This window comes from Microbacterium aurantiacum (assembly GCF_021654035.1).
GTDB lineage: Bacteria > Actinomycetota > Actinomycetes > Actinomycetales > Microbacteriaceae > Microbacterium > Microbacterium aurantiacum.
The window spans coordinates 380,944-394,397 of sequence record NZ_JAJPDW010000001.1; the positions used below are offsets into that span (position 1 = coordinate 380,944).

General features: G+C 71.5%; 8 protein-coding genes. 7 read left to right on the forward strand and 1 reads right to left on the reverse strand.

Annotated elements, in window-relative coordinates:
• The first annotated feature begins 227 nt into the window (after positions 1–227).
• From pulA to LTL01_RS01905, 4 genes are all read left to right on the forward strand, one after another.
• Positions 228–6,296 (forward strand): pullulanase-type alpha-1,6-glucosidase, encoded by a 6,069-nt coding sequence (gene pulA / locus LTL01_RS01890; protein WP_236967713.1) that lies wholly within the window; start codon positions 228–230, stop codon positions 6,294–6,296.
• A gap of 152 nt (positions 6,297–6,448) precedes the next feature.
• Positions 6,449–7,630, forward strand: coding sequence for an acyl-CoA dehydrogenase family protein (locus LTL01_RS01895; RefSeq protein WP_236967714.1), 1,182 nt, complete (start codon positions 6,449–6,451; stop codon positions 7,628–7,630).
• Between the two features lies 1 nt (position 7,631).
• Positions 7,632–8,576: a 3-hydroxyisobutyrate dehydrogenase gene (gene mmsB / locus LTL01_RS01900; protein WP_236967177.1), complete on the forward strand. Its 945-nt coding sequence runs from the start codon at positions 7,632–7,634 to the stop codon at positions 8,574–8,576.
• Complete coding sequence (locus tag LTL01_RS01905; protein ID WP_236967178.1) at positions 8,573–9,349, forward strand: enoyl-CoA hydratase; 777 nt, start codon at positions 8,573–8,575, stop codon at positions 9,347–9,349. Before mmsB ends, LTL01_RS01905 begins: the two co-directional genes overlap by 4 nt.
• Before the next feature lie 22 nt (positions 9,350–9,371).
• Here the strand turns inward: LTL01_RS01905 and LTL01_RS01910 are convergent, their stop codons facing one another.
• Positions 9,372–9,908, reverse strand: a complete 537-nt coding sequence (locus tag LTL01_RS01910; RefSeq protein WP_236967179.1) for a MarR family winged helix-turn-helix transcriptional regulator — start codon at positions 9,906–9,908, stop codon at positions 9,372–9,374.
• A 75-nt stretch (positions 9,909–9,983) separates the two neighbouring features.
• Between LTL01_RS01910 and LTL01_RS01915 the strand changes: the two genes are divergently transcribed.
• From LTL01_RS01915 to LTL01_RS01925, 3 genes are all read left to right on the forward strand, one after another.
• Positions 9,984–10,772, forward strand: coding sequence for an electron transfer flavoprotein subunit beta/FixA family protein (locus LTL01_RS01915; RefSeq protein ID WP_053547035.1), 789 nt, complete (start codon positions 9,984–9,986; stop codon positions 10,770–10,772).
• A gap of 10 nt (positions 10,773–10,782) precedes the next feature.
• A complete protein-coding gene (locus LTL01_RS01920) occupies positions 10,783–11,748 on the forward strand; it encodes an electron transfer flavoprotein subunit alpha/FixB family protein (protein ID WP_236967715.1) in 966 nt (321 codons plus the stop codon).
• A gap of 341 nt (positions 11,749–12,089) precedes the next feature.
• Positions 12,090–13,370, forward strand: a complete 1,281-nt coding sequence (locus LTL01_RS01925; protein WP_236967180.1) for a cytochrome b/b6 domain-containing protein — start codon at positions 12,090–12,092, stop codon at positions 13,368–13,370.
• Positions 13,371–13,454 lie beyond the last annotated feature (84 nt).

Consider the following 13,454-nt stretch of genomic DNA (forward strand, 5'->3'; position numbering starts at 1 on the left):
TCGGCCCGCCGGCCCGCCGCCCCGCCGCGGCGATCCACGCGTGCAAGCGTTTGCGGGGTGGCGGACGGGAACGAGCATGTGAGCGAGAACACCGCAGGATGAGAGGCTTCTCATGATGTAAGCGCTTGCATTCACGTGCGACGCCGGGATACGGTCGCTCCCAGCCGGAGGTACGACGCCGTGCCGCCGGTTCCGCTCCCACCACTCCCCAGGAGTCCTTCGTGTCGATGACGACCCCCTCGCGCGCGCGCCGCGCACTCGCCTCCCTCGCGACTGCCGCGCTCGTCCTGACCGCGGGGGTTTCGTCCCTCGCCGTCCCCGCGCTCGCCGCCCCCGCGGCCGCTGCCGCGGACCGCACAGTCGCCCTCGTCGGGTCGCTGCAGAGCGAGCTCGGCTGCAGCGCCGACTGGCAGCCCGAGTGCGACGCCACCGAGCTCGCCCCGACCGGCGACGACGGCCGGTACGCCGCAGAGTTCGAGGTCCCGGCCGGTACGTGGGAGTACAAGGTCGCGTTCGACGACGCCTGGGACGAGGCGTACGGGCTCGACGGCACCGACGCGAACATCCCCTTGACGGTCGCGGGCCCCGCCCAGCTCCGGTTCGTCTTCGACGCGAACCTTCAGCGGGTCGGCGTCGAGGCGCTCGCCCTGGACGGCGAGTACACCGACGCCGACGACGCGCTGGTGGCCGAGCCGGTCCGCCAGCCAGGCGCGGAGGAGCAGTTCTACTTCGTCATGACCGACCGGTTCGCCAACGGCGACCCGTCCAACGACACCGGCGGGCTCGAGGGCGATCGCCTCGCCACCGGGCTCGACCCGACGAACTCCGGCTTCTATCACGGCGGTGACATCGCCGGTCTCCGCCAGAACCTCGACTACATCGAGGGGCTCGGCACGAGTGCGATCTGGCTGACCCCGAGCTTCATGAACAAGCCCGTCCAGGGCGTCGGGGCCGACGCCTCGGCCGGCTACCACGGCTACTGGATCACGGACTTCACGCGCATCGACCCGCACCTCGGCACCAACGAGGAGCTCGCGGCCTTCATCGAGGACGCCCACGCGCGCGACATCAAGGTCTACTTCGACATCATCACCAACCACACCGCCGACGTCATTACCTACGCCGAGGGCCGGTACTCGTACGTCGACCAGGCGACGCGTCCGTACCGGGATGCCGCGGGCAACGACTTCGACCCGGCGACGTACGCGGGCACCGACTCCTTCCCCGCGCTCGACCCCGCGACCTCGTTCCCGTACACCCCCGTCATCGCGCCGGAGGAGGCGGAGGTCAAGGTCCCGGCGTGGCTCAACGACCCGACGCTGTACCACAACCGCGGTGACTCGACGTGGGCGGGGGAGTCGGTCACGTATGGCGACTTCGTCGGTCTCGACGACCTCATGACCGAGCACCCCACCGTGGTGAACGGCTTCGTCGAGGTCTACCAGGACTGGATCGACCTCGGCATCGACGGTTTCCGCATCGACACCGTCAAGCACGTCAACACCGAGTTCTGGGAGACCTGGACCACGGAGGTCCTCGACTACGCCCGCGCGCAGGGCAAGCCCGACTTCTTCATGTTCGGCGAGGTGTACGACGGAGACCCTGCCAAGCTCGCGCCCTACGTCCGCGGCACCGACATGAACTCCGTCCTCGATTTCGCCTTCCAGGGCGCGGCCTCCTCGTTCGCCGGCGGCGGCAAGCCCACGGTGCTGTCGACGCTCTTCGCGGGTGACGACCGCTACACGACGCCGGACTCCTCGGCGACGGCACTGCCGACCTTCCTCGGCAACCACGACATGGGCCGCATCGGACACTTCCTCGCCGGCAAGGGCGACGTCCTGCAGCGCGACCGGCTCGCGCATGAGCTGATGTTCCTCACGCGCGGCCAGCCGGTGATCTACTACGGCGACGAGCAGGGCTTCGCCGGCAACGGCGGCGACCGCGCCGCACGGCAGTCGCTGTTCGCCAGCCAGGTCGCCGAGTACATCGAGCAGCCGCTCGTGACGGGCGAGACCGTCGGCGCGCAGGACCGCTACGACACCGACGCTCCGCTGTACACCGACATCGCCGCGCTCTCGCAGCTGCGGGCGGAGCACCCGACGCTCACCACCGGGGCGCAGATCGAGCGCCACGCCGACGACGCCGCCGGCATCTACGCGTTCTCCCGCGTCGATCCGACCGACCGTGTCGAGTACCTCGTCGCGGTCAACAACGCCACCACCGAGGCATCCGTCGCCCTCTCGACCCTGACCGCGGACGCATCCTACGCGCCGGTCTACGGCGACGCCGAGACGCTCGTCACGGATGCCGCCGCCGAGGTGTCGGTGACCGTGCCGCCGCTGTCCGCCGTGGTCTGGCGGGCCGACCGCACCGTATCGGCGCCGGCGGAAGCCGCGCCGCTGACGGTATCGGTGCCCACCGCGGGGGCGGGTGTCACCGGAAGCGCCCCGATCGCCGCGACGGCGGACGACGCATGGCGTCAGACCGCGTTCGCGTGGCGCGTCGTCGGCGGCGACGACTGGCAGTCGCTCGGCGTGGCCGAGGACGTCGACCCGCGGGTCTTCCACGACGTCGACGACCTCGCCCCCGGAACGCTCGTCGAGTACCGCGCGGTGTCGACGGATGCCGCGGGCGCACGCTCGGCCGCCTCGACCTACGCCTCGGTCGGCAACCGCGTCGACCTCGGCGTCGTCGAGGAGGAGCCCGAGGGGCCCGGCGAGGTCGAGCCGCAGGAGCCGACCGTTTACGGCGCGGTCAGCGTGCCCGGAAGCCTCAACCGCGAGGCCGGATGCCCGGACGACTGGCAGCCGGGCTGCGACGCGGTGCAGATGACCCAGGTCGACGGCATCTGGACGTTGCGCCTCGACGACCTGGCGGCCGGCGACTACGAGTACAAGATCGCCACCGAGAAGAGCTGGGATGAGAACTACGGCGCCGGCGGCGCCCTCAACGGCCCGAACATCACCCTCGCCCACGCGGGCGGACCGATCGAGTTCTTCTTCGACCCGCGGACCAAGAACGTCACCTCCACCGCGGACGGCCCCGTCATCACCCTCCCGGGATCGTTCCAGAGCGAGCTGGGCTGCGCGGCCGACTGGTCGCCGGCGTGCCTCGCGAGCATGATGTTCGACCGCGACGGTGACGGCGTCTTCCAGTTCACCACCGACGATCTGCCGACCGGCTCGTACGAGGTCAAGGTCGCCCACGACCGCGGCTGGGACGAGAACTACGGCGCGGACGGCGCCCCCGGCGGGTCGAACATCACCTTCCGCGCCACCGAGGGGGAGGTCACCACGTTCCGCTACGACATCGCCTCGCACCGCCTCACCGTCCGCTCCACCGAGAGCGCGGTCGACGGGCTCGGCGAGCTCCGCGCCCACTGGATCGACCAGGCGACGATCGCCGTGCCGAGCGACCTCGGGTCTTCGGCCGCGGGGGCGGTGTGGGAGCTCTACGGATCGGCGGCTGCCGGTCTCTCCCTCGACGGCGCCGAGATCCGCGGGGGCGACCCCCTCGCGCTCTCGGTGATCGACGGCGGCCTCACCGAGGAGCAGCGCTCCCGGTTCCCGGCGCTCGCCGCGTACACCGCGCTGCGCGTGGACGATGTCGACCGTGACGCGGTGGCCGAGCTCCTGACGGGGCAGCTCGCCCTCGCCCAGCGGACGTCGAACGGTGCGGTGTCGGCGTTCACCGGCATCCAGATCCCCGGCGTCCTCGATGACCTCTACGCCGACGCGGTGCGCGACCTGCCGCTCGGGGTGACGTTCTCGGGCAAGAAGCCGACCTTCCGCCTCTGGGCGCCGACCGCGCAGTCCGCGACCCTCCTGACGTGGGAGGCCGGAGCCACCGGCGACCCCGTCCGGCACGAGGCGCGCCGGGATGCGGCATCCGGATCCTGGACCGTAGAGGGCGGAGCGAAGCTGCGCGGCGACGAGTACCTGTGGGAGGTCGTGGTCTATGCCCCGACGACGGGGGCGATCGAGACGAACCTCGTGACGGACCCCTCCTCGGTGGCCCTCACGACGAACTCCGAGCGCTCGGTCGCGATCGACCTCGCCGACAAGGCCTTCCGCCCGAAGGCGTGGGAGAAGACAGCGGCGCCGAAGATCGACCGCCCCGTGGACCGCGCGATCTACGAGCTGCACATCCGCGACTTCTCGATCACCGACACCACCGTCCCCGAGGACGAGCGCGGCACGTACCGGGCGTTCACGCGGGCCGGGAGCGCCGGTATGACACAGCTCGCCGAGCTGGCGGATGCCGGGATCAACACCGTGCACCTCCTGCCCTCGTTCGACATCGCCACGATCGAGGAGGACCGTGCCGCGCAGGCCGTGCCCGACTGCGACCTCGCGTCGTTCGCGCCGGACTCCGACCAGCAGCAGGCCTGCATCGACGCCGTCCGCGACGCCGACGGCTTCAACTGGGGCTACGACCCGTTCCACTTCTTCGCACCGGAGGGGTCGTACGCGACCGATCCCGAGGGAGGGGCGCGCGTGGCGGAGTTCCGCGACATGGTCGGGGCCCTGCATGCCACGGGTCTGCAGGTCGTGCTCGACCAGGTCTACAACCACACCGCCCAGTCGGGTCAGGGCGAGCGCTCGGTCCTCGACCGCGTCGTCCCCGGCTACTACCACCGCCTGAACGCGGCGGGCGGCGTGGAGACCTCGACCTGCTGCGAGAACGTCGCCACCGAGCACGAGGTCGCCGAGAAGCTCATGGTGGACGCGGTCGTCATGTGGGCGCGCGACTACAAGGTCGACGGGTTCCGCTTCGACCTCATGGGGCACCACTCGCGCGACAACATGCTCGCCGTGCGGGCCGCGCTGGACGAGTTGACGCTGAAGAAGGACGGCGTCGACGGGAAGAGCGTCTACCTCTACGGCGAGGGCTGGAACTTCGGCGAGGTGGCGGACAACGCCCTGTTCGAGCAGGCCACGCAGGGGCAGCTCGGCGGCACCGGCATCGGCACGTTCAACGACCGTCTCCGCGACGGTGTGCACGGCGGCAGCCCGGTCGACGGCTCGTCGACGCTCGACCAGGGCTTCGGCACCGGCCTCGGTACGGATCCCAACGGGTCGCCCGTCGACCCGGCCGACCGCACGCTCGGTCAGCAGACCGACCTCGTCAAGCTCGGGCTCGCCGGGAACCTCCGCGACTTCACGTTCACGGCATCCGACGGGTCCGTGAAGCGGGGCGACGAGGTCGACTACAACGGCTCGGCCGCCGGCTACGCCGACCAGCCCGACGAAGTGATCACCTACGTCGACGCGCACGACAACGAGACGCTCTACGACCTGTCGGTGCTGAAGCTGCCGGTGGAGACCTCGATGGCCGACCGGGTGCGGATGAACACCGTCTCGCTCGCGACCGTCGCTCTGGCGCAGACGCCCGCGTTCTGGCACGCCGGCACGGAGCTGCTGCGCTCGAAGTCGCTCGATCGCAACAGCTACAACTCCGGCGACTGGTTCAACCGGATCGACTGGACCGGGACCGAGTCGACCTTCGGGTCGGGTCTGCCCCCTCGCGCCGACAACGAGGAGAAGTGGCCGCTGATGGCGCCGCTCCTGGCGAACCCGGCACTGAAGCCCGCGGCATCCGACATCGCCGCGGCGGAGTCGGCGGCGCTGGACCTCCTGCGGGTCCGGTCGGAGGTCGGACTCCTGCGTCTCGGGTCGGCGGATCTCATCACCGAGAAGGTCTCGTTCCCCGGTGGGGGAGCGGATGCCGCACCCGGCGTGATCACGATGGTGATCGACGACCGGATCGGCGCGGGGGTCGACGACGAGCTCGCCGGTGCGCTGGTGGTCTTCAACGCCTCGCCGGAGCCGGTCACCCAGACCGTCGACGCGCTCGCCGGTCGGGATTTCGCTCTGACTCCGGCGCTCGCGAACGGCGCCGACCCGGTGGTGAAGACCACGACGTGGGATGCCGCCACGGGAACGGTCACGGTGCCCGCGCGCTCGGTCGCGGTGCTCACCGAGGCGGAGATCGTGCCGGTCGCCACGACCGTCGTGGCGGTGCCGGACCGGTTCGTCGTTCCCGCCGGCAAGGCTGTCTCGGTCAGCGGTGCGGTCTTCGCCCGCGACCGGACCGCGCCCGTCGGCACGGTGACGATCACCGACGCGGGGAAGACCGTGGCGACCGTCACGGTGACGGCCGACACCAACGGCCGCTTCCGCGTGACGCTCCCGCCGCTGTCGCGCGGTCTGCATCTGCTGCGGGTGTCTTTCGCGGGCGCGTCGGGTTACGAGGACTCGCGCATGGTGGTTCCGCTGCCGGTCATCGCGCGCTGACGCGCTCCGCCGGAAACACCTCGGCCCCCTCACCATCGCGGTGAGGGGGCCGAGGTGTTCTCGGCTGCATGGATGCCCTGCCGAAAAGTAGGGCATCCATGTAAAATCTCCACAGTGACAATGTCGTCCCACAAGGAAGCAGCATCATGACCATGGAGATGTCCGTCGCCGCCGCATCCAGCGCGACCGAATCCGCCCCCGCGCTGTCCGCCGAAGACCGCGCCGCGGTCCTGGAGGCGGTACGGAACTTCGCCGCCGCAGAGCTCGCCCCGCACGCGCTGGAGTGGGATCTCGCCGGGCACTTCCCGCGCGAGACGCTCGAGCGGGCCGGCGAGCTCGGACTCGGCGGGATCTACGTCCGCGACGATGTCGGCGGCACCGGCCTCGGCCGCCGCGATGCGATCGCGATCTTCGAGGAGCTAGCCCAGGGCGACCCCTCGATCGCCGCCTTCGTGACGATCCACAACATGGTCGCCTGGATGATCGACACGTACGGCAGCGAGGCGCAGCGCCGCCGGTTCCTGCCCGAGCTCACCGCGATGCGCGGCTTCGGCAGCTACTGCCTCACCGAGCCCGGTGCGGGATCGGATGCTGCCGCCATCACCACCAGCGCGATCCGCGACGGCGCGCACTACGTGCTCACGGGCGTCAAGCAGTTCATCTCCGGCGCGGGGGAGGCATCCGTCTACGTGGTCATGGCGCGCACCGGCGAACCGGGTGCCCGCGGCATCTCCGCGTTCCTCGTCCCGGGCGACGCCGAGGGGCTGTTGTTCGGACCGAACGAGAAGAAGATGGGGTGGAAGGCGCAGCCCACCCGGCAGGTCATCCTCGACGAGGTGCGCGTGGGGGCCGATGCGCTCCTCGGCACCGAGGGGCGCGGCTTCGCGATGGCGATGTCGGCGCTCGACGGCGGGCGGCTGAACATCGCGGCGTGCTCGCTCGGCGGGGCGCAGTGGGCGCTGGATCGCGCGACGCGGTACGTCCACGAGCGATTCACGTTCGGTGAGCCCCTCGCCGAGAAGCAGTCGGTCGTCTTCACCCTCGCCGACCTGGCCACCGAACTCCGCGCCGCCCGTGCTCTCGTCCGGGATGCGGCGGCGGCGCTGGATGCCCGCGAACCGGATGCCGGGATGCAGTGCGCCATGGCCAAACGCTTCGCCACCGACGTCGGGTTCCGCGTCGCCAACGACGCCCTCCAGCTCCACGGCGGGTACGGCTACCTGCACGAGTACGGCATCGAGAAGGTGGTGCGCGACCTCCGGGTCCACCAGATCCTCGAGGGCACGAACGAGATCATGCGCGTCGTCATCGGCCGGCACCTCCTCGGGGCCTGACATGCGCGTCGCCTTCCTCGGCCTCGGCCACATGGGACTCCCGATGGCGGTGAACCTCCACCGCGCCGGACACCGGGTGGTCGGTTTCGACGTGGCGGATCGGGCACGGGGGGCCGCGCGGGAGACGGGCCTGGAGGTCGCGGGCTCCGCCCCGGACGCCGTTCGTCGCGCGGAGGCGGAGGTCGTCGTAACGATGTTCCAGAACGGCGCGCAGGTGCTCGCGGCGTACACCGGCGCGGGAGGTGAACCGGGTCTCTGCGACGTCGCGGCGCCGGGAACGCTGTTCGTGGACTGCTCCACCATCGCCGTCGACGACGCCCGGAGCGCGCACAGCGTCGCCGGATCCGCCGGTCACCGCGCGCTGGACGCCCCGGTGTCCGGCGGAGTGGTGGGGGCCGAGGCGGGCACCCTGACCTTCATGGTCGGGGGCGCGGCATCCGATCTCGACGAGGTCCGCGCGCTCCTGGAGACCATGGGGCGACGCGTCGTCCACTGCGGCGGACCCGGCCTCGGACAGGCGGCGAAGATCTGCAACAACATGATCCTGGCGGTGTCGCAGATCGCCGTCGCGGAGGCGTTCGTCCTCGGCGAGAGCCTCGGGCTCGGTCACGCGGAACTGTACGACGTCGCCGCGCACGCGAGCGGGCAGTGCTGGGCCCTGACGGTGAACTGTCCGGTGCCCGGCCCGGTGCCGTCGAGCCCCGCGAACCGCGACTTCGCCCCCGGGTTCACGGGCGCCCTCATGGACAAGGACCTCACGCTCGCAGCCCGGGCGATCGCCGACGCCGGTGTCTCGGCGCGCCTCGGATCCGCCGCCCACGAGATGTACCGCCGCTTCGCGGAGGGGGAGGGTGCCGGACGGGACTTCTCGGGCATCATCGAGACCATCCGCGCGCACAGCCGCGGAACCGAATCGCCCGACGACGCACGAGGAGCACCCCGATGACCGAGTACGACACGATCCTGGTCGACACGCGCGGACGCGTGGGGTGGATCACGCTGAACCGTCCCGAGGCGCTGAACGCCCTGAACGGCCGCCTCATGCACGAAGTCGTCGACGTCGCGACGCGGTTCGACGCCGATCCCGGGATCGGGGCGATCGTCGTGACCGGATCGGATCGGGCCTTCGCCGCCGGTGCCGACATCAAGGAGATGGAGGACAAGACCGGCCTCGACATGGTCATGGAGGACCACTTCGGCGGCTGGGCGCGGTTCGCGGCGCTGCGGACCCCCGTCATCGCCGCCGTCGCCGGGTACGCCCTCGGAGGCGGGTGCGAGCTGGCGATGATGTGCGACATCATCCTCGCCGCCGACACCGCGCGGTTCGGGCAGCCGGAGGTGAACCTCGGCGTCATCCCCGGGATGGGCGGATCTCAGCGGCTCGTGAGAGCAGTCGGACCGTACAAGGCCGCCGACCTCATCCTCACCGGTCGGACGATGGATGCCGCCGAGGCCGAGCGCTCGGGCCTCGTCTCGCGCGTCGTCCCGGCTGGCGACCTGCTGGCCGAGGCGGGCGCGGTCGCGGAGCAGATCGCCGCGAAGTCGCTCCCGTCGATCTACGCCGCCACCGCGGTGCTGGACGCCGCGCAGGAGACGACCCTCGCCGAGGGGCTCCGTCTCGAGCGCCACGTCTTCGCGAGTCTCTTCGACACGGAGGACCAGAAGGAGGGCATGGCCGCCTTCCGGGAGAAGCGCGCCGCGGAGTTCCGGCACCGGTGAGGGGCGTCTGGGTCGAGACGGGTCAGAGGGGGTCCGGCAGCGGGCGCGGATCGGTGAAGTCCCCCGCGGAACGCCGCAGCCGCGCGATGATGCGGACGAGATCGGTCACGTCCTGCTCGTCCAGCCCCGGCTGCGAGAAGACCTCCGCGTTCAGCGCCGCGGTCGCGTCCTCGACGACCGTCCGTCCGGATGCGGTGAGCACGAGCATCGCGGCCCGGCGATCGGTCGGGTGCTGCTCCCGCACCAGCAGGCCGTCGCGCACCAGCCGGTCCACCGTGCTGCTGACGCTCGTCGGATGCACCTGCAGGCGCGCGATGGCGCTCGACATCGGCATCCGTCCCTCGCGGGTGAAGCCGAGCAGCCGCAGCATCTCGTACCGCGCGAAGGAGAGGCCGAAGGGCTTCAGTGTCTGGTCGATGCGCGCGAACATCAGCTGCTGCGCACGGATGACGGAGGTCACCGCGGACATGCCGGCAGCGGCATCCGTCCAGCCGTGGTCCACCCACTGCCGCTTGGCCTCCGCGATCGGATCGACCGGAAGCGGTCCGTTCCTGGGCATGCGCACCTCCCGTCTCACCCACCACGCTAGCCCCCGGGGCGTCCTAGACTCGAGGGCACGAAGGAGCGGAGCATCATGAAGATCGTCGTCCTGGTCAAAGAGGTTCCGGATACCTGGGGGCAGCGCCGCCTCGATCTCCGGACGGGGCTCGCCGACCGCGCATCGAGCGACGCCGTGCTCGACGAGATCGGCGAGCGGGCCCTCGAGGTCGCGCTGTCGTACGCCGACGCCCACGAGGGCACCGAGGTCGTCGTGATGTCGATGGCCCCGGACTCCGCGACGACGACCGTGCGGAAGGGCCTCGCGATGGGCGCCGCCTCCGCGGTGCAGATCGTCGACGAGGGCCTCCTCGGGGCCGATCTGGGCCTCACCGCCGAGGTCCTCGCCGCCGCCCTTCGGCGCACGGGTTTCGACCTCGTCGTGGCCGGCAACCTCTCCACCGACGGCGCCGGCGGTGTGCTCCCCGCGATGATCGCCGAGCTCCTGGACGTGCCCGCGGCGACGTCGCTGACCGAGGTCGAGATCACGGAGAGCGGGGAAGGCGGCGCGGTGCGCGGCATCCGTTCGTCCGACGGCGCGACGATGCGCGTCACGGCGCCGCTGCCGGCGGTCATCTCGATCACCGAGGCGCTGCCGGACGCCCGCTTCCCGAACTTCAAGGGGATCATGGCGGCGAAGAAGAAGCCGTTCGAGACCCTGTCGTGCGCCGACCTCGGCGTCGACCCGCACTCGCACGAGCACGCGCGGTCCATCGTCATCGGACTCGCCGAAAAGCCTCCGCGCGAGGCCGGCGTGAAGATCGTCGACGACGGCACGGCGGCGGAGCAGCTCGCAGACTTCCTCGCACAGAATCGGCTGGTGTGACATGGCGGACATGACCTTTCCGGACGACGCGATCCTCGTCCTCCTCGACACCGCGCCCGACGGCGCGCCGGCATCCTCCGGCGCGGGGCTGATCGGCGCCGCGGCGTCGATCGGGACCCCCGTCGCGCTCGTCATCGGTGATGCCGCGCGAGCGACGGATGCCGCGGCCCTCGGTGCCGGGATCGTGCTCGTCGCCGCCCCGCGCGACGGGCTCGGGGTGGCGGCGACCGATGCGCTCGCCGCCGCATCCGACCTCGTGCGGCCCGCCGCGGTCCTCGCGGCGCATTCGGTCGAAGGGCGGGAGGTCGCGGCGCGGTTCGCCGCCCGGACCGGCTTGGGCCTGTGCGTGGACGCGGTCGGTGTGTCGCGTGACGAGGAGGGCATCCTCGCCCACCACTCGGTGTACGGCGGCGAGTACCTCGTCGACGCCGCGGTGACGTGGGGTGCGCCCGTCATCACCGTGCGGATCGGCGCCGTCGATGCGCGGGCGGAAGCGGTCGCGGAGCCGGCCGTGCACGCGCTGGAGGTCCGCGCCTCGGGTCGCCGGGCCGCGGTCGTGGAGTCCGTCGACGCCGCCGTCGCGACGTCCGCGCGCCCGGAGCTGCGCGGCGCGCCGCGCGTGGTCTCGGGTGGGCGCGGCCTCGGATCGGCCGAGAAGTTCGCGCTCGTCGAAGAGCTCGCCGACAGCCTCGGCGCGGCGGTCGGTGCGTCGCGCGCCGCGGTCGACGCCGGGTACGTGCCTGCCACCTACCAGGTCGGGCAGACGGGCGTCTCGGTCTCACCGCAGCTCTATGTCGCTCTCGGCATATCGGGAGCGATCCAGCACAAGGCGGGCATGCAGACGGCGAAGACCATCGTGGCGATCAACAAGGACGCGGATGCGCCGATCTTCGAGATCGCGGACTTCGGCGTCGTCGGAGACCTCTTCGAGGTCGTGCCGCGGCTGATCACGGCGCTGCAGGCGAAGAAGGGCTGAGGATGACGACGACCCGACGCCTGCGGCGGGGACTGCCGCGCGTGGTCGGCGGGGATCCGTGGCCCCCGGCATCCGCCGCGCCGCCTGCGCCGGCACCGGATGGAGCGCCCGCGCCGCCCGCCGACGCCGACGTCGCACCCGTGCTCGCTGAGGTGGCGGTTACGGCCCCCTCGGCGCCCGTGACAGGGCCACGAGCGACACCCGAACACCCGCTGCGACGGGGTCTGCCACGAGTTCCGGATGGGGAGCCGTGGCCCCCTGCATCCGCTGCTCCGACGCCCGCGAAGGCGCCCGCGCCCGCTATTGCGTCTCAGGTGACAGTTGCTGCCCCCTCGGAGCCCGTGACGGGGCCACAAGCGACACCCGAAGCGGAGTCCATCGCCCCGACGACGGATACCGGGCTCCGCCGTGGGCTCCCGCGCGTTCCGGGTGGCGAGCCGTGGCCCCCGGCGTCCGCGTCCCGCGCCGCCGCACCCGAGACCCCCGCGCCCGCACCCGCCGGGCCTGAGACCGCCGAGCCCACGGCCGCCGCGCCCGAGGTGGCGGGTGAGGCCGCATCGGATGCCGCGACGCGGTCACACGCGCCACTCGACGGCGCCGCCCCGGCGCGCGACCTGTCGGTTCCGCTGCCCTTCACCCCGACGGTCTGGGCGGGAGCATCGGCCACCGCGCGCCCCACCCCTCGCCCCGAACCCCGCCGCTTCGGCCCGTTCACCGCTCTGCAGTGGCTCGCGGCGGTTGTCATCGGCGGCGCGGGCCTGATCTACGCCGCGGGCATGCTCGTCGTCGCCGTGCGGTGGCTGGTGAGCACGGCGCCGGTGCAGGAGTTCCTCATCCGCTATCCCGGCGAGTACCACCTTCCCGAGGGTGCTCCGGTCGGCATCCCCGCGTGGCTGGCGTGGCAGCACTTCTTCAACGTCTTCCTGATGGTGCTCATCATCCGCACGGGCCTTCGCGTGCGCACCGAGAAGCGGCCCGACGCCTTCTGGTCGCCGCGCGGCGCGAAGAAGCGCAAGACGAGTCTGAACATCTGGTTCCACCAGAGCCTCGACGTGCTGTGGGTGGTCAACGGGATCGTCTTCGTGGTGCTGCTGTTCGCGACCGGCCAATGGATGCGGATCGTGCCGACGAGCTGGGAGGTGTTCCCCAACCTCCTCTCGGCCGGGCTCCAGTACGTCTCGCTCGACTGGCCGACCGAGAACGGATGGGTGAACTACAACAGCCTGCAGCAGCTCGCCTACTTCTCGACGGTGTTCATCGCCGCGCCGCTCGCGATCATCACCGGCATCCGGATGAGCATGTGGTGGCCGAAGAACGCCCCGCGTCTGAACAAGGCGTACCCGGTCGAGTGGGCGCGCAAGCTCCACTTCCCGGTGATGCTGTACTTCGTCGTGTTCATCGTCATCCACGTCGCGCTCGTCTTCGCCACGGGGGCGCTGCGGAACCTGAACCACATGTACGCCGCGCAGGGGTCGGTCGATCCCGACGCGTACGCGACGAACTGGACCGGGTTCTGGCTGTTCACGCTGTCGATGGCGGTGATCGCCGCCGCCTGGGTCGCCGCCCGCCCGATGGTGCTCGCCCCGATCGCCCGGCTGTTCGGCACGGTCTCGTCGCGTTGACCGGGCCCGGCGCGCTCCGGTGCGGGGGATAACCCGAATCGGAGTCTCCGGATGCCTCGGGGGCGCGCCGGCGCGCGCCGCTCT